The organism is Mesorhizobium sp. M0910 (assembly GCF_040319465.1).
Classification (GTDB): domain Bacteria; phylum Pseudomonadota; class Alphaproteobacteria; order Rhizobiales; family Rhizobiaceae; genus Mesorhizobium.
The window spans coordinates 556,707-576,851 of record NZ_JAMYNZ010000002.1 but is presented as its reverse complement, the minus strand read 5'-3'; the positions used below and the strand labels follow the sequence as shown (position 1 = coordinate 576,851).

Sequence of the window (20,145 nt, the reverse complement as noted above, 5' to 3'; positions counted from 1 at the left end):
TATTTGCTCTAACCGCGTTTGTGCGACGCCAATTGGTTCCAGTTGGCTGCAAAATCCTGCAAGGACTGCTTGAAATGACCGCCGAGACTGTTCTTGACAACGCCCGCATCGTGCTCGCCGATCAGATCGTCCAAGGGTCGATCGTGCTGCGCGACGGCATGATCGCCGCCATTGATGCCGGACCCGGCCGCAGCGGCGAGGACATGGGCGGCGACTTCATCATCCCTGGCCTGGTCGAGCTCCACACCGATCATCTCGAAGGCCATTACGCGCCACGGCCGAAAGTGCGCTGGAACCCGATCGCCGCGGTGCTCGCCCATGACGCGCAGGTGGCGACCGCCGGCATCACCACCGTGCTCGACGCCTTGCGCGTCGGCATGGACGAGGATGCGGACCTGACGGCTGCCGACATACGCAAACTGGCCGACGCGATCGAGGACAGTGTCCAGCAGGACCGGCTCAGGGCCGACCATTTCATCCATCTGCGCTGCGAGGTTTCGGCGCCGGACTGCCTTCCAGCCTTCGCCAATTTCGACGGTGACGAGCGGGTCAGGCTGGCGTCGCTGATGGACCATGCGCCGGGACAGCGGCAATTCGTCGATCTCGAGACCTACGCCTACTACTATCAGCGCAAGCTGAAGCTTACGGACCGCGATTTCCAGAAATTCTGCGAAAAGCGGATGGCTGAATCGGCGAGGAACTCGAGCCCGAACCGCAGCTTCATCGCCGCGGCTTGTCATGAGCGCGGCATCGTGCTCGCCAGCCATGACGACGCGACCGTCGGCCATGTCGACGACGCGATCGAGCAAGGTGTGCGCGTCGCCGAGTTCCCGACCACCGAGGAGGCAGCGAGGGCTTCGAAAAAGGCAGGGCTCGGCGTATTGATGGGCGCGCCGAACGTCATGCGCGGCGCTTCGCATTCGGGCAATGTCTCGGCCCGCACGCTGGCCGGCGACGGCCTGCTCGATATACTGTCATCGGACTACATTCCGTTCAGCCTGATCCAGTCGGCCTTCTTCCTCGGCGACGTGGTCGAAGGTATCTCGCTGCCGCAGGCTGTGGCCATGGTTTCGAAGAACCCGGCCGAGGCGGTCGGCCTCACCGATCGCGGTGTCATCGAGCCCGGCCGGCGCGCCGATCTGGTTCGCGTGCGCGTCGACGACCATGTCCCGGTCGTCCGCACGGTCTGGCGGCAGGGACGCCGGGTCGCATGATGGTGTCGGCATCGGTCGAGCGTGAATTGTCCGCCGCGGGATTTCCGATCCGCGACGGTGTCTTCGTCGCCGTCGTCGGGCCGAGCGGTGCCGGCAAGGACACGGTGATCGGCTATGCGCGCGCGGTGTTTGCCCGCGAGAGCCGGCTGGAGTTCGTGCGCCGGGTGATCACCCGGCCGAGCGATGCGGCCACCGAGGATCACGATACGCTCGCCGATGCTGCCTTTGTCGAGGCCGAAGCGGATGGCGCCTTCGCCATTTCCTGGGAGGCGCATGGCCTGCACTACGGCATCCCGGCCGAAGTCGACTGGTCGGTCTCCAACGGCCGTGTCGCGATCGCCAACGTCTCGCGCGCGATCATCCCTGCGCTGCGGGAGCGCTACGCCAATCTGGCTGTCGTCGAGATCACGGCTACACCGGATATCCTGGCCGAGCGGCTGGCATTGCGCGGTCGCGAGTCGCGCGGCGAAGTTCTGGCACGGCTGGCGCGCAGTGCCAATGTGGCGCTGTCCGGACCGGGTGTCACCTCGATCGACAATAGCGGCCCTCGTGAAGCCGCCGGCGAGCGCTTCGCCGAGGTGCTGCGCAAGGCCATGGCCTTCTCCGACATGTCGGGCCTTATCTAAAGTAGCGCCCATCCGATGCATTCGGTATGGGCGCTACTTGTCTAACCAATATCTTTGGAAGCCGGTACCCCCTTTTCGGGATTATGGCCTCATGCGGCGTGCCGGTCCCGACCAGCGTGACGAGTATCCGCGGCAGTGGTTATCGAAGGCTTCACTGGCGCATCCGCCGGTGTATCCAGAACTGCAACGTGATGGCGATACACCATTTCCCAGCCCTTCCAGCCGGTGAACAGCAGTATGCAGACCACTATGAACGACAAGAGCACACCCCATGGGCGGACCGCGGCTTCGGCGCCTTGGGCATAGCGAAGATAAAAATTGATCAGTGCCACAACGACCGCGGTCAGGTTGCCCAGCATGTGATACCAGGCGTCCGACAAGGCGCGAATGCGCGGCTCGTTGAGGAAGTCGATAAAACCGGCTGTCGCGGCGAGAAGGGCCATTACGATGGCTGCCCCGATCAGCCACATCGATGCCCGTGCCCAGAAAGCATCGGCAGTTCCCCAGAAAACCAGGTCGGTGACAAAGGCACCGACAAGAAACGCGACAGGAAAAGGTATCAGCATCGGGTGGAGAGGGTGAGTTCCGACCTTTGCGGTACTTACTGGATTCGTGGGCATGGGACGCCTCCGCATAGCAAAGCTTAAATAAACGCTTCGATACGGGTTTCGTTCCAAATGGAGAGATGCCTGCCAATGGCAGTCGGCGCATTTCATCCAGCTATTTTTGCGTCATTCCGCGGCAGCACCCGCCACGCCCTTACGGGTAGCTTCCAGCATCCGCCGCCGCGCCCTGAACACGCCCCATTGCTGGTCGACCAGCACGCCGATGAGGATCACCCCGCCCATGACGGCGAAGTTGAGCGAGGACGGGATGCCGAGCAGGTTGACGAGGTTCTGCAGCTCCTGCAGCAGCACCGTGCCGAGCAGGACGCCGATCAGCGAGCCTTCGCCGCCGCGCAGCGAGAAGCCGCCGAGCACCGCTGCCGCGATGGCGTAGAGTTCGTAGAACTGGCCGTGGCTCGCCGGCGAGATCGAGCGTGTGTACATGGCGAAATAGATAGCCGACAGCGCCGTCAGCACGCCGCAGATGACATAGGCGGCTATGACGATGCGGCCGGTGCGGATGCCGGAATATTTTGCCGCTTCCTCGTTCTTGCCGATGGCGTAGAGATAGCGCCCGAATACCGAACGGTGCAGCACCACCCACATGACGACGGCGATGACGATCAGCGCGATGAAACTGTTCGGCACGCCCCAGGACCGCCCCGCCGTCAGGAATTCGAGTTCCGGGAAGTTCTGCCCAAAGGCAAAGCCGGCGGTGCCGTCGGCAGTGTAGAAGCGCGCCACGCCGCGATAGATCAGCAGGCCGCAGAGAGTGACGACAAACGGCTGCAACTTCAGCCGGGTGATCAGCCAGCCATGCATCAGGCCGATGATGGCGCCGAGCGCGATGATCAGCACGAAGGCCAGCGGCCACTCCATCTCCCGCACGGCGATGAAATCGATGAAAAGCGTACCGAGTAGCGCAACCACCGAGCCGACCGACAATTCGATGCCGCCGGTGATGATGACGAAGGCTTGGCCAATCGACAGGATGCCGAACAGCCCGATCAGGTTCGAGGTGTTGGCGAGATTGATCGGCAGCAGGAAGCGCGGGTTGATGATCGCCACCACCGCGCCGACCACCAGGATCAGGATCAGCAGGCCGAGATCTTTCTTGCTCATCGTCTTCTCCCAACGCCTGCGAATTACTTCGGCTGCTTGCCGACCGCCAGCAGCAGCACGTTTTCCTGGCTGAACCGGTCCTTGTCGAGAATGCCGGAGATCTGGCCCTCATGCATGACGGCAATGCGGTCGGAAACGCCGATCACCTCCTCCATGTCGCTGGAGATCATCAGCACGGCGACCCCGGCATCGGCCAGCGCCCGCATCAGCCCGTAGATCTCGGCCTTGGCGCCGATATCGATACCGCGTGTCGGCTCATCGAGGATCATCACCTTCGGCTTCATCGCCAGCCATTTGGCCAGCACGACCTTTTGCTGGTTGCCGCCCGACAGCGTGCCGGTGCGCGTCTGCACGGAGGGCGCCCTGATGCCGAGATCGGTCTTCTGTTTTTCGGCGGTGGCGGCCTCGGCGCTGGCCGAGACCAGCGAGCGCCGCGAATGCGCCGGCAGATTGGGCAGCGAGATGTTCTGGGCAATCGACAGGTCGAGCAGGATGCCAGTCAGCTTGCGGTCTTCCGGGACGAGGAAAATACCGTTGGCCACTGCGTCGGCGGCCGAACCAAGAACCAGATCTTTTGCGTCAAGCTGGAACGAGCCGCCAAAGCTCCTGTCGATGCCGAACAGCACGCGCGCCAGTTCCGTCCGGCCGGAGCCGACGAGACCGGCCAGGCCGAGGATTTCGCCATGCCTGACGTCGAGGTCGACGGGGCGGTCAGGATAGGCGGCGGTGCGAATGGCCTTGACCGACAGCGCGACAGAGCCAGGCGGGCGCGCCGATTCTGCGGCCTTCTCGCGCTCCTTGAGCATGCGGCCGATCATCAGCTTGACCATCTGGTCGTGATTGATGGCGCTCTTCGGCAAGGTTCCGGCGAGCATTCCGTCCCTGAGCACGACGACGCGGTCGGCGACGCGCTCGACCTCGTGAAGGCGGTGCGAGATGAAAATGACACTGATGCCGTCTGCCTTCAGCGCCTTGATGACACCGAGCAGCTTGTCGGTTTCGGCGATCGGCAGGCTCGAGGTCGGTTCGTCGAGGATAACCAGCCGTGCCTTGATCGACAGCGCCTTGGCGATCTCGACCATTTGCTGCTGCGCCAGCGACAGCGCCGACACCGGCGTATCGGCCGAGAAATTGGCGCCCACGCGTTTGAGCAGCGGCGCCGCCTGCGCTCGCAGCCTGGCGCGGTCGACGAGCTTGAGCGGCCCGGCGCGCAGCGGTTCGCGGCCGAAGAAGATATTGGCGGCCACGTCGAGGTTTTCGAACAGGTTGAGTTCCTGGTGGACGAAAGCGATGCCCGAGCCGATGCTGGCCTCGACAGTCAGCCCGTCATGGGCGACGCCATCGACGGTGATGGTGCCTGTGTCCGGCCTGGTCACGCCACCGAGGATCTTCATCAGCGTCGATTTGCCGGCGCCGTTTTCGCCGACCAGGCCGATGACCTCGCCGGGCCTGACCTCCATCGAGAACCCGTCCAGCGCAACGACGCCGGGATAGGTCTTGCGCACACCGTCGAGACTCAGGAACGGAGCGTCCGCAGATGCAACGATGGATGGGTCGGAATAATTCATCACGCCTGACAGCAGCCGGTGAGCCGTTTGGTCTCAGACTGACGAGCCTCGCGAGGCCCGTCAATAGAACGCCGGCTCAAGGCGAACCTTGAGCCGGCGCAACCTAATTCGCTCAGTTTCCAGACATCGCCTTGAGGCTGGCGGCGTAGGCGTCGACATCGTCCTTGCCGATGATCTTGGTCGGGATGATGATCAGGCCGTCGGCGGGAATGCCCGACTTGTCGCCCTCGAGATAGGCAGCCATCAGCTTCATGCCCTGATAGGCCCATTCGAAGGGCTGCTGCACGACGGTGGCGGCGACGGTGCCTTCCTTGACGCCGCCCAGCGTGATCGGATCGTCGTCGAAGCCGACGACGGTGATCTGGCCGAGCTTGCCGGCATCGCGCAGCGCTTCATAGATGCGCGGCGTGTTGTAGGAATAGAAGCCGACCATGCAGGTGACGTCGGGGCTGGCGACCAGCGCGTCCTCGACGTTCTTCTTGGCGCGAGCCTGATCGATGTCGTCGCCACGCACGTCGACCAATTCGATCTTGGTGCCGGCGAGACCTTCCTTCATGCCCTGGATGCGCTCCTTGGCGTTGTCGGCGCCGAGCAGGCCGACGAAGCCGAGGCACTTGCCGCCGTCAGGCATTGCCTTCTTGGCGATCTCTGCCGCCTGCTTGCCGGCATCGACATTGGACGAGCCGATATAGGCGACACGCTTGGTCTGCGGCGCGTCGCTGTCGGTGGTGAACAACGCCGTTTCCGAGGCGATCTTGTTCAGCCCGTCGGTCGACGTCTTGGGATCGACGGCCGAGACCATGATCGCCTTCACGCCGGCCGTCACCAGATCGTCCATCAGGCGCTGCTGGATGGCGACCGAGGACTGCTCCGGATATTTGAGTTCCAGATTGTAGTTGGGCAGTTCGGCTTGAGCCTTCTTGACGCCGGCTTCCGCCGCCTTCCAGAAATCGGAAGCGCCGTTGACGACGAAGGCCAGTGTCGGCTTGTCGTCGGCCCGCGCAATTGCGCTGGCGGACAGGCCGAGCAGCAGGGCCGCAGCGGCGACGGACGCATTTCGTATCACAGATTTCATATTTAACCTCCCATTTTGACTCAGTAATTTCGCTGATGATGAACGTGCCGGCGCGGCTTGGACGCCCTCCTCCTCAAGGGTTTCCGGCAGCGAAGAACGACGCCATTCCAGCCGCGATCGTCGACTTTAGAGACTCATTCGCCGTTCGTAAATAGTCCGATTTGTCTGACATTTCCCGGAGCGGCAGGCAAGCTTCGGCTGACGGGAACCGTCCGATACCAGGCTGGCTTGCGTTCCGAACATGCGCGGTCCGATGTCGTCCGGGCATGATGGATTGACGTTATAGGGATGCCGGATATTAGTAAAGAGTATTAGTTTGGTCGAGATTCTCGCCACGAAGGAGAGAGGCCTCCCCAGCAACCGTTTTGAACCGGGGACTACATCGCCCAAGAGGTTCGATTATATCTATTAGCGGGGCTTCGCCCTATAAATGCGAGATTCGAGGGACCAATGACATGAACGAACCATTGCGTGATCCCGTCCTTGAGGGTACCAGGCGGCGCAAGCTGTCCGGGAAAAACCCCAAGGGCCGCGTTACCATGACCGACATCGCCAGGGTCGCCGGCTGTTCGCAGGCGACGGTTTCGTTCGTGCTCAACAACACGCCGGGCATCAGGCTGTCGCAGCAAACCCGAGAGCGGGTGATCGAGACGGCGCGAGCACTGGGCTATTCGCCGCCGGTGTTTTCTGCTTTGCGAGCCCCGGTTGCCGCATTCGACGGGCTGGATGGCGTGATCGGCTTCGCCGTCGACCAGTTGGCGACCAGCCCGGAGGCGGTCGTCGCCATTGAAGGGGCGCGGCAAGCCTCGTGGAACGCCGGCAATGTCGTGTTGGTGGCGCAGACCCTGGGCGACGAGGTGATGGAGCCCCGGGCCATCGCGGCACTGACCAAGCGGGGCATTTCGGCGCTGATCTACATGACCATCTTCACCCGCGAGATCGTCGCGCCGGACTATCTCTACGGCCTCGACATTCCGGTCATCCTGCTCAACTGCTACACCGCCGACTATGCCTTTCCCGCCGTGGTGCCGAGCGAGATCGCCGGCGGCCAGAGCTCGACCCGGCACCTGATCAGCTATGGCCATCGCCGCATCGCCACCATCACCGGCGAGCCCTGGATGCAGGCGGCCCAGGACCGGCTGAAAGGTTACCGCCGGGCGCTGGCGACGGCCGACATCCCGTTCGACCCGGAGCTGGTCGTCGAAGGCGATTGGTCAGCGAGCGCCGGCTATGCCGCGACCGTCAAGCTCTTGGCGCTGAAGGACCGGCCGACCGCCATCTTCTGCCAGAACGACCGGACCGCGATCGGCTGCTACGAGGCGCTGAAGGAGGCCGGCCTGCACATCCCCGGAGATATTTCGGTGGTCGGCTATGACGACGAGGAGATCGCGCGGCATCTGTTCCCGCCGCTGACGACGTCGATCCTGCCGCATATGGCGATGGGACAATGGGCGATCGAGCAGTTGGAAGTCCCCGCTGCTCCCGGTCGCGGCCGGAGCCGCTATCCCGTAACCAAGCTCGAATGCCCGCTGGTCGAGCGGGAGTCGGTTGGCGCCGTGGCGGGCTGAGGCGAGCGCGCCGGCGATCGACAGTGCACAGGCTTGACATCAGGCCCGCCATATACCCGATTGATTTCATGAGATTGCAAAGCTGCTATAATTTTCAGGACTTCCGCCGGCTGGCAGAACAGCGCCTGCCAGGCCCAATCTTCAACTATATCGATGGCGGCGCGGACGACGAGACGACGCTGCGGCGCAACACGGCGGCTTTCGAGGACTGCGATCTCGTCCCTAACGTCCTTGCCGGCGTTGGACAGGTCGACATGTCGGTCACCGTCATGGGCCAGAAGCTGGCGATGCCGGTCTATTGTTCGCCGACGGCTCTCCAGCGGCTGTTTCACCATAGCGGCGAGCGCGCCGTCGCCGCGGCGGCGGAGAAGTTCGGCACGATGTTCGGCGTCTCGTCGCTCGGCACGGTTAGCCTGGAGGAAGTGCGCAAGCACAGGACGCCGCAGGTCTATCAGTTCTATTTCCACAGAGATCGCGGCCTGAACCGCGCCATGATGGAGCGCGCTAAGGCGTCGGGCGTCGAGGTGATGATGCTGACCGTCGACAGCGTCACCGGCGGAAACCGCGAGCGTGACCTGCGGACCGGCTTTTCTATCCCCTTTCGGCTTACGCTCGGCGGCATGATGCAGTTCGCGATCAAGCCGAGATGGGCTATCGACTATTTGACCCACGAAAAGTTCAGCCTGCCGCAGTTGGACGGCCATATCGATCTCGGCGGCGGAGCGCTTTCCATCAGCCGCTATTTCACGGAGATCCTCGACCCGTCGCTGGATTGGAAGGATGTCGAAGACATGGTCCGCTTCTGGAACGGCCAGTTCTGCCTGAAGGGGATCATGAGCGTCGCCGATGCCAGAAAGGCGGTCGACATCGGCTGCACCGGCATCGTTCTGTCAAATCATGGCGGCAGGCAGCTGGACGGCTCGCGCAGCCCCTTCGACCAGCTGTCCGAGATCGTCGACGCGGTGGGCGACAAGATAGACGTGATCATCGACAGCGGCGTCCAGCGCGGCACGCATGTGCTGAAAGCCCTGTCGTTGGGCGCCAAGGCCGTCGGCGTCGGGCGGTATTATCTGTTCCCGTTGGCAGCCGCCGGACAGGCCGGCGTCGAACGGGCGCTCGGCCTGATGCGAACCGAGATCGAACGCGGCATGCGGCTGATGGGATGCAGGTCGGTGGCAGAGCTTTCCAGGGAAAATGTGCGGTTTAGGTGAGGGAGCCGGGAAGCACAGCATAAGCTTTTCGAAGTGCGAACCCTATACCAACCTGCCGCCCGTTTCGAAGACGGCCTCGCCGGAAACAGCATCCGTATGTCCGCCCTCAAGCTGCCGCTGCGTGTAACGCGCTGTTAACGCCGTTCGGGAGTGACAGGATGTTGGCCGCAGTTCGAAGGTATAGTCTGCGTCTCGCTGTCAGGTGCGGAGGCGAAAATGAATTTGCTTCGGATTGCGCTCTTGTGCACGGCCATGATCGACCTTGGAATGCCGGCCGTTCACGCTGAGGATCGGCCTGTGCCGCCAAACAATAAAGCCGCAACAGCGCAGCCGCCCGTTCATTGTGAAGGCCAAAATTGTCTCCCGCCGGCGAACGATCCTGTGCAGGAATGCACCGGCCAAGATTGCACGCCAGTTCCGCCAACTGAACCAGGTCCGGAGGTCAAGCAGGCCGACTGAGCAGCTTCAGCCGACACCGCTCTTTTGGCAGGGATGGCGCTCACTCCTCGCAATCTTCCGGCCGCAGGCGATAGATTCTGTTACCTATGTTCCCGGGGTGGGCATGAGTTTAATGGCGCCGCATCGGGGCGATGATGAGAACTCTGCCTATTGCCTCTAGAACACTCCCAAATGGGGCGTGAGCCAATCGCGCGGGTTTAGATCCTGTCGCTTCATTCCCGATGCCGCAATGCGTCCACAATAATCTTGAACGCAGGAAGGTTTTGGCGGCGGCTAGGATAATAGAGGAAATAGCCATCGAAGAAGGGCGACCAGTCGTCGAGGACCTGCACCAGCAACCCTGAGGCGACGTGCCGCTCCACGATGTTCTCGGGAACATAGGCGATACCATAGCCACTCACCGCGGCGTCGATCATGGCGTAGGTGTTGTTGAAGGTAAGTTGACCGTCCACACGGACACGCAGCGCCTGTCCATCCTTCTCGAACTCCCATGCGTACAGACCGCCGGCGGTTTCGTGGCGCATGTTGATGCAGATGTGCCGGACCAGATCCTGCGGATGCACAGGCACACCGTGCGCCGCGAAGTATCGCGGCGAAGCCACGGCCACCAATCGCCAGTCCGGGCCGATGCGGACCGCGATCATGTCTTTCTCGACGCTCTCTCCAAGCCGGACACCGGCGTCAAAGCCTTCCTCGACGATGTTGCGGAAGGTGCTGTCCAGGATCAGTTCGACGCCGATGTCGGGATAGGCGCTGAGGACCGGCTTAAGCTTCGGCCAGACCACGCTTTCGAGCGCGTGGTCGGACAGGGTCAACCTGATCGAGCCTGACGGCTTTTCGCGGAACGCCATCAGCGCTGCGATCTCGTCTTCGATTTCACCAATGCGCGGAGCGATCGTCTGTAGCAGCCTTTCGCCCGCAACGGTCGTCGCGACATTACGCGTCGTGCGGGTCAGAAGGCGTATGCCCATGCGTGTTTCGAGCTGCTTGATCGTGTGACTGAGCGTCGATTGCGCGACGCCGAGCTTTGCCGCTGCCTTGGTGAAGCTGCGCTCTTCTGCGACGGCCTGAAACCACGTCAATTGGTTGAGATCGGTTCTGGCCATGAGCTTCCTTCGTTTGCCATCTCGCAACAGATTATTCGATGTGGTCGATTAGTTCATGCCAATTTCGACGGGTAATCGTTTTATGGCAAAACCACTAGGTTTGCACTGCAACAATTCAGCGGGACCGAACCATATGGCGATCGCCGCCACAGCAGATGCAGGTAGCAACCGGACAGGCGATTTCGATCAGCGGCCTCTTCGCGGTGGCTGCGAGCATGGTCATCACCACTGCTCGGTGCCGTGGTCGGCGGGCTGCTGCTGGCTGGCATGTCAATCTTCGCCGCGTTCGTCGGCAGCGTGATTCTGGCCGGCAATGGGCCGCGTCTGCTCAAGCCTGAATGACCAGCAGGATCGGCCAATCTCAAATCCACTCTAACCTTGCAGGAGATCATAGATGCCTACGAACATCCCTGACGCAACAAACCAGAAAGCCCCGGCCCGAAACATTCACCGGCGTGAGTTGATGAAGCTGACCGGAACAGGCATCGCCGCATTCGGCGCGATGTCACTTGGAAACCTAACCTTCGCAAAGGCTCAAGACATGTCCAACGGTGCAAACAATTTCTATACGAGCGATCAGGTGACGCTGCAGAAAGTCACCTTCAAGAGCCAATACCAGATGAATGTCGCGGGGAATCTGCTCGTTCCCAAGGACCTTGACCGCAATGCACGTCATCCGGCCATCGTCGTCGGCCATCCAATGGGCGCGGTGAAAGAGCAAAGCGCGACGCTCTATGCCACCAAGATGGCCGAGCGGGGCTTCATCGCCATGGCGATCGATCTGCCATTCTGGGGCGAGAGCGAGGGCGAAGCCCGACAGATCGTTTCACCGGATGTCTATGCCGAGGCATTCAGCGCGGCGGTGGACTTCCTCGGGACACGCGCGTTCGTGGACCGCAACCGCATTGGCGCGATTGGTGTCTGCGGCAGCGGCAGCTTCGTCATCAGCGCCGCCAAGATCGACCCACGCATGCGCGCCATTGCCACGGTAAGCATGTATGACATGGGCGCGGCGAACCGAAACGCACTCAATCACTCGCTAAGCGTCGAGCAACGCAAGCAGATCATCGCGGCCGCCGCCGAGCAGCGCTACTCCGAATTCGAAGGCGGCCAGATCCAGTATACGGGCGGAACCGATCTCGAACTGACCGCGTCGACGCATCCCATCCAGCGTGAGTTCTACGATTTCTATCGGACACCCCGCGGAGAGTTTACCCCGGCGGGTGTCTCCGACCAGATAACGACCAAGCCGACGCTGACCAGCAATGTCAAATTCATGAACTTCTACCCGTTCAACGACATCGAGACGATCTCGCCGCGCCCAATGCTGTTCATCAGCGGCGATCAGGCGCATTCGAAGGAGTTCAGTGAGGAAGCCTACAGACTGGCAGCCGAGCCGAAGGAACTGGTCTGGGTCCAGGGCGCCGGTCACGTCGATCTCTACGACCGTGTGGACCTGATTCCGTTCGACAGGCTTACCAGCTTCTTCGGTCAGCATCTGGCAGCTTAACAAGGCCGTATTCGTCGAAGGGTGCGGCCGTGTGCCGGAACAATGGATATGGCCGCACCGATTGGGAGACCTTAAATGACACGCGACGCCACATGGCTTTCACGCCGCACCTTGCTGGCAGGCGCTGTCAGCTTCGCGCTTCCCTCTTCGGTGCACTCTCAGACCTCCACAACCCCGGGTACGAAAGGAGCCCCGATGCGCCTGAGATTTGTTTTTGCAGATCAGGATTTCACGGCGACGCTGGAGAACAATCCTTCCGCGCACGACCTGGTCTCGATGCTGCCGCTGGACCTGACGATCGACGACTATTCGTCCAACGAGAAGATCGCCTATCTGCCGCGCAAGCTCACCGAGGAAGGCAACGGTCGCTTCGGGAACGAGGCGGCTGGCGATCTTTGCTACTACGCCCCCTGGGGCAATCTCGCGATGTTTCATGGTCCCTATCGCTGGTCGCGCGGCCTGATCCGGCTCGGGCGACTAGACCAGGGACCTGCGCCGCTTCTGATGCGCGGAGAACATCCGCTGCACGTCGAAATGCTTTCCTGAACCTGGAAGGCCGCTGCGCATCAGGACAATGCCGCGGGTGTCGGAAAAACCCGCATCATTCACCGGGAACAGCAAGAAGCTGCAAACGCAGAAGGAGACGAACATGAAGAAGATTCTCGCTGCCGCTGCAATCAGCACCGCCGGCTTAATGCCGGCCGAGGCCGAGACCATCGAAATCCGCACGAACGGCAGCACGCCGGCCGTGATCGGAACGGCGGACAACTTCACCGGGCAGGCGGTCATCAGTCCGCTCTATCCGCCTACCGACATGACGCGGGCGAGCACCGGACTTGTGAACTTCGCGCCCGGCGCGCGGACGGTCTGGCACAGCCATCCGGCAGGCCAGATGCTTATCATCACGGGCGGTCAAGGCTGGGTGCAGGAAGAGGGCAAGGAGCGGCGAGGCATCAATCCTGGCGATGTGGTCTGGATTCCGGCCGGCGTGAAGCACTGGCATGGAGCGACCGCGATCAGCCCCATGGCGCATATCGCCTTGAGCTACATGCGGGACGGCAAGAGCGTCGACTGGTTCGAACCTGTTTCCGACGAGCAATACCGCTGACGGGATACTGAACGAAAGGCTTCATCATGAAAACCTCGACCGTTCTGGCTCTCGCTCTTTCCATGGGAGCCGTCGATGCCGCCGCGCAGGCCGGATCGCAGACCGGCAGCCTGTCCCGCGAGGACGTGCGAACGGTTTCGCCCGCGCTTGAGCGCTACGCCGATGAGAAGCTTGCAAATGGCCTCTGGAAGAGGCCGGGCCTGTCGCTGCGGGATCGCAGCATCGTCACTGTCGCTGCCGTGATCACGCGCAACCAGGACATTCTCCTGCCGGAGCAGGTGCATCTCGCACTCGACAATGGGGTGAAGCCGGCCGAAATCTCAGAGATTATCACGCATCTCGCCTTCTATGCCGGCTGGGGCAATGCGGTTGCCGCGACGGGCATCACGAAGGAGGTGTTCGCGGCGCGCGGTGTCGGACCCGACCAGCTCCCCAAGGCCATGGTTGATTTCCTGCCGCTGGACGAAAAAGCCGAGGCCGATCGCGCCGCCCGCGTCGCGCAAGGCACAGGACCGGCATCGCCGGGATTGGTGAGGGATACGACCGTCGTATTGTTTCGCGACCTGTGGCTGCGGCCCGATCTCGCCCCGCGCGATCGCAGTCTGGTGACGGTCAGCGCCCTGATCTCGGCCGGCCAGGTCGAGCAGATTCCCTACCACCTCAACCGGGCGATGGATAATGGACTGATGCGCATGGAAGCCTCCGAAGCCATCAGCCATCTCGCGTACTACGCCGGATGGCCGAACGCTTTCTCGGCAGCCGCCGTTGCGCGCTCCGTGTTCGAGAAGCGCTCCGCCAACTGAACGCTGCTGGTCGCGATGACTCCTTTGCCCTCATCGTCCAGACCGCCGCCCTCGGCCGCCGTGACGTTGCTGCCGATCATGGCGGCCGTGTTGGCCGGCTTCCTCGTCATCGGCGCGGCCCTGCCGGTGCTGCCGCTGCATGTGAATCAGGATCTCGGCTTCGGAACTTTCGTCGTCGGCCTGGTTGCGGGCTCGCAATTTGCCGCGTCTCTGGTCACGCGCATATGGTCCGGCACCTATTCGGATGCGAATGGTGGCAAACGCAGCGTCGTCCTCGGCCTGATCGCCGCCGCCGGTGCTGGATTGCTGTATCTCCTGTCCTTGACCTTCGTGAGTTCGCCAACCCTCTCTGTTGCGATTCTTCTGGTGGGACGTGCGGTGCTCGGTGGAGCCGAAAGCTTCATCATCACCGGGGGCGTGAGCTGGGGATTGGCAATGGTCGATTCCGGCCATGCGGGGAAGGTCATCGCCTGGGTCGGCACGGCCATGTTCGCGGCGCTCGCCTTCGGCGGTCCGCTCGGCACGATGCTCTTTGTACCGTACGGCTTTGCGGCGATCGGCCTTATCACGACCTTGGCGCCACTGCTCGTTCTGCTGTTCCTATTGCGAGCGCCGAGTCCGCCTGTCCTATCGGCACGGACGAGATCCACTTTTGGCGGCGTGATTGGAGCGGTCTGGCTACCCGGACTTGGCGCGGCGCTTAGCAGCATCGGCTATTGCGCCATTCTCGCATTCAGCCCGCTCCTTTATGTCAATCACGGCTGGCAGCCCGTCTGGCTTGCCTTCACTGCCTTTGGCGCGGCGTTGATCGTGGCGCGAATGATGTTTGGCCATCTACCGGATAAGTTCGGTGGCGCGAGAATCGCCTTGGTGTTCGTTCTGGTGCAAGCGGCCGGATTGATCCTCATGGGATTGGCCCGAAGCATGATGATGGCATCCGCCGGAGCCGCTCTCGCGGGACTCGGCTACTCGCTCGTCTATCCCGGTCTGGGTGTCGAGGCTGTCCGTGACACCTCGCCTGAAAGCCGCGGGCTGGCAATGGGCATCTACACGGTCTTTCTCGATGTCGCGATGGCTCTAGGAAGCCCGGTGTTGGGATGGGCTGCCGATCGAGCAGGTTTGAGCGTTGTGTTCTTTATCAGCGCCGGTGTCACCTTTTGTACGACGGCCATTGCCTTGTATTTAGCCTACAGCACGCACCGAGGCCGACGGGCGCCTGCAAAGAGGTCTTATTGGTAAACTTCGCGGCAATCAGCGGCCTTCTACGTTCGCAACCGAAGTAGATTTAGAGTGAAATGGCTGATGCCACCCAAGTGATATATGGCACGTGCCTGCTGATCAGAAATCAGCCATTCAACCCGAGAGATTCGACCTTTTCCACCGCCTAACGCCGCCGTTTCTACGCCTTTCGCTCGCGGACTATCTCCCGCGATTTGCGCGGGCGTAGTCTGGTGGGAATCGGGCTATATAGTGCGATCGGTGGATATTTGGCGCGCCCGAAGAGATTCGAACTCCTGACCCCCAGATTCGTAGTCTGGTGCTCTATCCAGCTGAGCTACGGGCGCGCAACAGGCCATGCTTTGCATAGCCCCGCGATCCGATCCTGGCGATCGGCCGCGAATGTGAGCTGTTCCCTAGCGACTGAATTTGCGAAAAGCAAGCCGATCCTGGCCAAAAGTTTTGCCGTCATGCGCCGGCCGGCGAAGGCAAGATCGCGTCACGCGGCGGCCGAGCCGATAGGTCGTCGTCTTGGATCAGTCATTTGCCAATCGGAACGGCCCGTAACGAAACACGCCGTTGCACGGCGGCCGAGCCGATGGCTCGTAGTCTCGGACCAACCATTTGCGAATTGAAACGGTCCGTAACGAAACGGTTCGTTACGCCGGGCGGCGCAGACCGTTGCGGGCCTGGTCGAGCCGGACCGGCTGGTCGGGAATGGTGACCGCGAATGTGGTGCGGCCGCCGATCGATTCGACCAGCTCCACCGTGCCGCCATGGGCGCGGATCAGTTCATGGGCGATCGCCAGGCCAAGGCCGGTGCCGCCGCTGCGGGCCGAGCCGCGAAATGCCGCGAACAGGTTTTCTCGCGCCTTTGGCGGCAGGCCGGGGCCGGTGTCGGTGACGACGATGCGGCTGACGCTGCCGATGCGCTCGGCCGATATGGTCAAGCGGCGCACCACGGCGCTCTCGGTGTCGGCCGCCATCGCCTGCACGGCGTTGCGGCTAAGATTGGTGAGCACGCGGAACAGCTGGTCGGAATCGGCGTCGACCTCGAGCACCGGATCGACGGCGTTGACGAATTCGATGCCGCATTCGATGTCGAGCAGGCCCTGGACGTCCTCGACCAGCTGGCGCAGCCGCAGCCTGCGGCGCGACGGCGGCGGCTCCTGGGTGCGGCCATAGGCCAGCACGCCCTCCGAGTAGGACACCGCACGGTCGAGCGCGCGCAGCAGTTTTGGTGCGAAGGCCTGCACGGTCGGGTCCTTGACCTGGCGCAGGCGGTCCGACATCAGTTGCGCCGAGGCGAGGATGTTGCGCATGTCGTGGTTGATCTTCGACACGGCCAGGCCGAGATCGGCCAGGTGCTTCTGCTCGGTCAGCATCTTCTGCAGCCGCTCCTGCATCTGCGACAGCTCGCGTTCGGCGACGCCGATCTCGTCGGCCCGGGCGGCGGGGTGAATGATGCGGCCGGGGTCGTCGGGCGCCTCGGAAAAGGACAGCATCGAGCGTGTCATCGTCCTGATCGGGCCGATCATGATCAGGTCTATCGCGGCGTAGACCAGCATGGCGGTGAACAGCGAGATCAGCAGCGAGACGAAGGCGACGTTGCGCGAATAGATCAGCATGGCATTGCGCAGGCGGTGGTCGGGCATGATCAGCTCGAATTCCTTGTCGCTGTCGCCGACCGGCCCGAAAACGCGCAGCATCCGCTTGCCGCCGAAAAACAGCGTGTCCAGCGCGCCGGTCATACCCTCGATCATGCCGACATTGGCGATATCGATATGCTCGTCGACCTGCGGCGGCATTTCGGCCACGACCAGAAGCCGCGAGACGCCGCCGTCGCGCACGGCGATCGCCTTGGCGCCGATCGCCATCAGTACGTCGTTCTGGGCGGCACGCGACAGCGAGGCAGGTTCGCCCTGCACCAGGACGATGGAAACCGCGGCGGCGGTGCTCAGCCTCTCCTTCAGCCAACTCAGCCTGTAGCTGGCGATCCAGGGCACGAAGATGAGGATTTCGGCCAAGAGCACGAAGACGATGGTGAGCAGCAGCAACTTGGTCGACAGGCCGCGCGCCAGCGGCACCCTGCGGGTGGCCGCCTTCGCCTGGGCGATGCTTTCGTCGGTTGCTGGGACTTCACTCATGCTCGTCGTCACGGCTGCCTGTCATCACGGCTGCTTGTCTTAGGGACTGCTCGTCTTCACGATCGCTTGATCGGGTGAGATTAGGCGATTGCGGCTTTTTTGCCAAATTCATCCTTGGTCGAAGCCGGACAAAGGGCCGCAAGACTTCGATGCCGGTCCGACAATGCCGGCCCGACACGCTGGATTGACTTCCAAAACCCTTCTTTCTATAAGCCCGCTCACGCTCGGGCCATTCGTCCCGGCGCGGTTTCGATCGCGCCAAAACCGGCCCGGCAAAGCTCCTGTTACAAAGTGACAGAATCAAGAAGGGCCGCACCCCGCGGTATTTAAACAAATGAAGCGTACTTACCAGCCGTCCAAACTCGTCCGCAAACGCAGGCACGGTTTCCGCGCCCGCATGGCCACCAAAGGTGGCCGCGGCGTCGTCGCAGCCCGCCGCAACCGCGGCCGCAAGCGTCTCAGCGCCTGAGCACCAAGCGAGAGACAAGATCGTTGCCCGCAACCGGCAAGCCAACGGGTGCCCATCCCAAGCGGCTTCTGAAGCGCGCGGAATTCCTGGCCGTCCGCCGTGGCGAAAAGCGCCGCGGGCGGCTTTTCCTCGTCGAGGTCCTGGGCCGCGGCGACAGCGAGGCGCCGCGCGTCGGCTACACCGTCACCAGGAAGGTCGGCAACGCCGTCGTTCGCAATCGCATCCGGCGGCGGCTCAGAGAGGCCGTGCGCACGCATGCCGCGGATGACATGGCGCCGGGCAATGATTATGTCATCGTCGGGCGCGAAGACGTGCTTACCACTCCGTTCGGCCAGTTGAAGGCCGAACTCTCCCGCAGATTGCGTGGAACACGATAGGCCAAGGGCTTCGATGGAAAACAACCGCAACTTCTTCATCACCATCGCACTGTCGGTGCTGATCCTGGCGCTTTGGCAATATTTCTATGTGATGCCGCGCAGCGAGATGCAGCGCGAAGCCGCCCGCATCGAAGAGCAGCGCGTGGCGGAGCAGAAGAAGGTCGCCCAAAGCACCAGTCCGGGCGCCAGCGAAACACCGGTGCAGCCGGGCGCCATTCCGAGCGCGCCTGGCGGCGAAGCCGTCACCGCGGCTAGCCGCGACCAGGCGATCGCCTCGACCAAGCGCGTCAAGATCGACACGCCGAGCCTCGAAGGTTCGATCAACCTCACCGGCGCGCGCCTCGACGATCTCCGGCTCAAGCATTACAGGGAGACGGTCGACAAGACCTCGCCCGAGATCGCGTTGCTCAACCCGGCGTCCCTGCCAAACGGCTATTTCGCCGAGATCGGCTTTTCCGGCACGCCGGATGTGGGCAGGCTGCCCGGCCCCGACACGGTCTGGCAGACCGACGGCAATGCGACGCTGACACCAGCGACGCCGGTCACGCTGACCTTCACCAACGACAAGGGCCTGGTTTTCAAGCGCACCTTCTCGGTCGACAGCCAATATATGTTCACCGTATCCGACACGGTCCAGAACGGCGGCTCGGCACCCGCGACGTTGTCGAACTATGGCCGAGTCACCCGCTTCGACAAGCCGGCTATCGCCAGCACCTATGTGCTGCACGAGGGCCTGATCGGCGTTACCGGAAGCGAGGGCCTGCAGGAATACAAATACTCCAGCGTCGAATCGGACAAGGAGTACAAACCAGGCAAGTCGAGCGACGGCTGGCTCGGCATCACCGATAAATACTGGGCGGTGACCCTGGTGCCGCCGAGCGGCCGCGAATTTCAGCCCAAATTCTCTTATTTCGAGTTCAAAAGCGGACCCCACCCGCATAGCTACCAATCCGATTTCCTGTCCGATCCGGTCACAATCGCTCCCGGGCAATCGACGACCGTGGAGTCGGAGATATTCGCCGGCGCCAAGGAAGTTTCGACGATCAACGCCTATGAAAAGGACCGTCATATTCGCCAGTTCGACCTGCTGATCGACTGGGGCTGGTTCTATTTCATCACCAAGCCGATGTTCTGGCTGATCGACACGCTCTACAAATTCTTCGGCAATTTCGGCCTGGCGATCCTCGCCACCACCGTCATCGTCAAGGCGCTGTTCTTCCCGCTCGCCAACAAGTCCTATGCGTCGATGGCGAACATGAAGAAGGTGCAGCCCAAGATGCTCGAGATCCGCGAGAAATACGCGGACGACAAGATGAAGCAGCAGCAGGCGATGATGGAGCTGTACAAGACCGAGAAGATCAATCCGCTCGCCGGCTGCTGGCCGGTGGCGTTGCAGATTCCGGTGTTCTTCTCGCTCTACAAGGTGCTCTACATCACCATCGAGATGCGGCACGCGCCGTTCTTCGGCTGGATCCAGGATCTGGCGGCGCCGGACCCGACATCGATTTTCAACCTGTTCGGGCTGATCCCGATCACCTTGCCGCACATGCTGATGATCGGCGTCTGGCCGCTGATCATGGGCGTGACGATGTTCCTGCAGATGCGCATGAACCCGACGCCGCCGGACCCGACGCAGGCGGCGATCTTCACCTGGATGCCCGTGATCTTCACCTTCATGATGGCGGGTTTTCCGGCCGGTCTCGTTATCTACTGGGCCTGGAACAACACGCTGTCGATCCTGCAGCAGGGCGTGATCATGAAGCGGCAGGGCGCCAAGATCGAACTGTGGGACAATCTGGTCGCGCTGTTCCGCAAGAAACCGTCGCCGGCGGAATAGCCGGCGCTCCGATGATGCGAAACCAGAAAGCCCCGGTTCGTCCGGGGCTTTTTGTACAGGCTGGCGGTCTGGATTAAGCGATTGGTACGGCCGGGCGGATCGCGCTATTTTGACCTGGCTGG

18 protein-coding genes and 1 tRNA gene are annotated in these 20,145 nt (G+C 62.3%); 12 read left to right on the top strand and 7 right to left on the bottom strand.

All coding sequences use genetic code 11. The features are described 5' to 3' along the window. Nucleotides 1-74 precede the first annotated feature (74 nt). Both NKH78_RS06750 and phnN read left to right on the top strand, forming a co-directional pair. Entirely contained in the window at nucleotides 75-1,214 is a 1,140-nt protein-coding gene (locus tag NKH78_RS06750; protein WP_352882375.1) for an alpha-D-ribose 1-methylphosphonate 5-triphosphate diphosphatase, read from the top strand. Further along, on the top strand, nucleotides 1,211-1,840 hold the full coding sequence (gene phnN, locus NKH78_RS06745; protein ID WP_352736739.1) for a phosphonate metabolism protein/1,5-bisphosphokinase (PRPP-forming) PhnN: 630 nt from the start codon (nucleotides 1,211-1,213) through the stop codon (nucleotides 1,838-1,840). The genes NKH78_RS06750 and phnN overlap by 4 nt, the downstream gene beginning before the upstream one ends. 89 nt (nucleotides 1,841-1,929) lie before the next feature. Here the strand turns inward: phnN and NKH78_RS06740 are convergent, their stop codons facing one another. The 4 genes from NKH78_RS06740 to NKH78_RS06725 all read right to left on the bottom strand — a co-directional run bounded on the left by NKH78_RS06740 (nucleotide 1,930) and on the right by NKH78_RS06725 (nucleotide 6,210). After that, complete coding sequence (locus NKH78_RS06740) at nucleotides 1,930-2,460, bottom strand: DUF2231 domain-containing protein (RefSeq protein WP_352505999.1); 531 nt, start codon at nucleotides 2,458-2,460, stop codon at nucleotides 1,930-1,932. Nucleotides 2,461-2,571: 111 nt separating this feature from the next. Further along, on the bottom strand, nucleotides 2,572-3,567 hold the full coding sequence (locus NKH78_RS06735) for an ABC transporter permease (RefSeq protein WP_254815901.1): 996 nt from the start codon (nucleotides 3,565-3,567) through the stop codon (nucleotides 2,572-2,574). Nucleotides 3,568-3,590: 23 nt separating this feature from the next. Then, nucleotides 3,591-5,135: a sugar ABC transporter ATP-binding protein gene (locus NKH78_RS06730; protein WP_352506000.1), complete on the bottom strand. Its 1,545-nt coding sequence runs from the start codon at nucleotides 5,133-5,135 to the stop codon at nucleotides 3,591-3,593. Between the two features lie 112 nt (nucleotides 5,136-5,247). After that, nucleotides 5,248-6,210, bottom strand: a complete 963-nt coding sequence (locus tag NKH78_RS06725; RefSeq protein ID WP_254815899.1) for a sugar-binding protein — start codon at nucleotides 6,208-6,210, stop codon at nucleotides 5,248-5,250. Nucleotides 6,211-6,749: 539 nt separating this feature from the next. On the opposite strand from NKH78_RS06725, the gene NKH78_RS06720 reads away from it, so the two are divergent. Both NKH78_RS06720 and NKH78_RS06715 read left to right on the top strand, forming a co-directional pair. Next, on the top strand, nucleotides 6,750-7,778 hold the full coding sequence (locus NKH78_RS06720; RefSeq protein WP_352882548.1) for a LacI family DNA-binding transcriptional regulator: 1,029 nt from the start codon (nucleotides 6,750-6,752) through the stop codon (nucleotides 7,776-7,778). A gap of 68 nt (nucleotides 7,779-7,846) precedes the next feature. Continuing rightward, nucleotides 7,847-8,989: an alpha-hydroxy acid oxidase gene (locus NKH78_RS06715; protein WP_352736737.1), complete on the top strand. Its 1,143-nt coding sequence runs from the start codon at nucleotides 7,847-7,849 to the stop codon at nucleotides 8,987-8,989. 671 nt (nucleotides 8,990-9,660) lie between these two features. On the opposite strand, the gene NKH78_RS06710 is transcribed toward NKH78_RS06715, so the two are convergent. Next, a complete protein-coding gene (locus NKH78_RS06710) occupies nucleotides 9,661-10,554 on the bottom strand; it encodes a LysR family transcriptional regulator (RefSeq protein ID WP_352736735.1) in 894 nt (297 codons plus the stop codon). A gap of 394 nt (nucleotides 10,555-10,948) precedes the next feature. Between NKH78_RS06710 and NKH78_RS06705 the strand changes: the two genes are divergently transcribed. The 5 genes from NKH78_RS06705 to NKH78_RS06685 all read left to right on the top strand — a co-directional run bounded on the left by NKH78_RS06705 (nucleotide 10,949) and on the right by NKH78_RS06685 (nucleotide 15,214). Further along, nucleotides 10,949-12,064, top strand: coding sequence for an alpha/beta hydrolase (locus tag NKH78_RS06705; RefSeq protein WP_352736733.1), 1,116 nt, complete (start codon nucleotides 10,949-10,951; stop codon nucleotides 12,062-12,064). A 75-nt stretch (nucleotides 12,065-12,139) separates the two neighbouring features. Further along, nucleotides 12,140-12,610 carry a cyclophilin-like fold protein gene (locus NKH78_RS06700; RefSeq protein ID WP_352736731.1) on the top strand — a complete coding sequence of 157 codons (471 nt, stop codon included), beginning with the start codon at nucleotides 12,140-12,142 and terminating at the stop codon, nucleotides 12,608-12,610. A 28-nt stretch (nucleotides 12,611-12,638) separates the two neighbouring features. Next, the gene (locus tag NKH78_RS06695; RefSeq protein WP_352882367.1) at nucleotides 12,639-13,172 is read left to right on the top strand and encodes a (R)-mandelonitrile lyase; all 534 of its coding nucleotides are present in this window, start codon (nucleotides 12,639-12,641) and stop codon (nucleotides 13,170-13,172) included. Nucleotides 13,173-13,198: 26 nt separating this feature from the next. Continuing rightward, nucleotides 13,199-13,975 (top strand): carboxymuconolactone decarboxylase family protein, encoded by a 777-nt coding sequence (locus NKH78_RS06690; protein ID WP_502899781.1) that lies wholly within the window; start codon nucleotides 13,199-13,201, stop codon nucleotides 13,973-13,975. Between the two features lie 15 nt (nucleotides 13,976-13,990). Then, a complete protein-coding gene (locus NKH78_RS06685; RefSeq protein WP_352736728.1) occupies nucleotides 13,991-15,214 on the top strand; it encodes an arabinose transporter in 1,224 nt (407 codons plus the stop codon). A gap of 249 nt (nucleotides 15,215-15,463) precedes the next feature. Here the strand turns inward: NKH78_RS06685 and NKH78_RS06680 are convergent. Both NKH78_RS06680 and NKH78_RS06675 read right to left on the bottom strand, forming a co-directional pair. Beyond that, a tRNA-Arg gene (locus NKH78_RS06680) sits at nucleotides 15,464-15,540 on the bottom strand. Between the two features lie 312 nt (nucleotides 15,541-15,852). Then, entirely contained in the window at nucleotides 15,853-17,340 is a 1,488-nt protein-coding gene (locus NKH78_RS06675; RefSeq protein WP_352455990.1) for an ATP-binding protein, read from the bottom strand. A gap of 334 nt (nucleotides 17,341-17,674) precedes the next feature. Here NKH78_RS06675 and rpmH point away from each other — a divergent pair, with 334 nt between their 5' ends. Genes rpmH through yidC form a run of 3 tightly spaced genes read left to right on the top strand, consistent with a single transcriptional unit; the run spans nucleotide 17,675 to nucleotide 20,023 of the window. Then, nucleotides 17,675-17,809 carry a 50S ribosomal protein L34 gene (rpmH, locus tag NKH78_RS06670; protein WP_008833937.1) on the top strand — a complete coding sequence of 45 codons (135 nt, stop codon included), beginning with the start codon at nucleotides 17,675-17,677 and terminating at the stop codon, nucleotides 17,807-17,809. Between the two features lie 23 nt (nucleotides 17,810-17,832). Next, entirely contained in the window at nucleotides 17,833-18,186 is a 354-nt protein-coding gene (gene rnpA / locus NKH78_RS06665; RefSeq protein ID WP_352539960.1) for a ribonuclease P protein component, read from the top strand. A gap of 13 nt (nucleotides 18,187-18,199) precedes the next feature. Continuing rightward, on the top strand, nucleotides 18,200-20,023 hold the full coding sequence (gene yidC, locus NKH78_RS06660; RefSeq protein ID WP_352736727.1) for a membrane protein insertase YidC: 1,824 nt from the start codon (nucleotides 18,200-18,202) through the stop codon (nucleotides 20,021-20,023). Nucleotides 20,024-20,145 lie beyond the last annotated feature (122 nt).

Bases quoted from the DNA above. Each gene is read 5' to 3' on its own strand.
- NKH78_RS06750 (WP_352882375.1), top strand. From the start codon at position 75: ATGACCGCCGAGACTGTTCTTGACAACGCCCGCATCGTGCTCGCCGAT.
- phnN (WP_352736739.1), top strand. From the start codon at position 1,211: ATGATGGTGTCGGCATCGGTCGAGCGTGAATTGTCCGCCGCGGGATTT.
- NKH78_RS06740 (WP_352505999.1), bottom strand. From the start codon at position 2,460: ATGCCCACGAATCCAGTAAGTACCGCAAAGGTCGGAACTCACCCTCTC.
- NKH78_RS06735 (WP_254815901.1), bottom strand. From the start codon at position 3,567: ATGAGCAAGAAAGATCTCGGCCTGCTGATCCTGATCCTGGTGGTCGGC.
- NKH78_RS06730 (WP_352506000.1), bottom strand. From the start codon at position 5,135: ATGAATTATTCCGACCCATCCATCGTTGCATCTGCGGACGCTCCGTTC.
- NKH78_RS06725 (WP_254815899.1), bottom strand. From the start codon at position 6,210: ATGAAATCTGTGATACGAAATGCGTCCGTCGCCGCTGCGGCCCTGCTG.
- NKH78_RS06720 (WP_352882548.1), top strand. From the start codon at position 6,750: ATGACCGACATCGCCAGGGTCGCCGGCTGTTCGCAGGCGACGGTTTCG.
- NKH78_RS06715 (WP_352736737.1), top strand. From the start codon at position 7,847: ATGAGATTGCAAAGCTGCTATAATTTTCAGGACTTCCGCCGGCTGGCA.
- NKH78_RS06710 (WP_352736735.1), bottom strand. From the start codon at position 10,554: ATGGCCAGAACCGATCTCAACCAATTGACGTGGTTTCAGGCCGTCGCA.
- NKH78_RS06705 (WP_352736733.1), top strand. From the start codon at position 10,949: ATGCCTACGAACATCCCTGACGCAACAAACCAGAAAGCCCCGGCCCGA.
- NKH78_RS06700 (WP_352736731.1), top strand. From the start codon at position 12,140: ATGACACGCGACGCCACATGGCTTTCACGCCGCACCTTGCTGGCAGGC.
- NKH78_RS06695 (WP_352882367.1), top strand. From the start codon at position 12,639: ATGCCGCGGGTGTCGGAAAAACCCGCATCATTCACCGGGAACAGCAAG.
- NKH78_RS06690 (WP_502899781.1), top strand. From the start codon at position 13,199: ATGAAAACCTCGACCGTTCTGGCTCTCGCTCTTTCCATGGGAGCCGTC.
- NKH78_RS06685 (WP_352736728.1), top strand. From the start codon at position 13,991: ATGACTCCTTTGCCCTCATCGTCCAGACCGCCGCCCTCGGCCGCCGTG.
- NKH78_RS06675 (WP_352455990.1), bottom strand. From the start codon at position 17,340: ATGAGTGAAGTCCCAGCAACCGACGAAAGCATCGCCCAGGCGAAGGCG.
- rpmH (WP_008833937.1), top strand. From the start codon at position 17,675: ATGAAGCGTACTTACCAGCCGTCCAAACTCGTCCGCAAACGCAGGCAC.
- yidC (WP_352736727.1), top strand. From the start codon at position 18,200: ATGGAAAACAACCGCAACTTCTTCATCACCATCGCACTGTCGGTGCTG.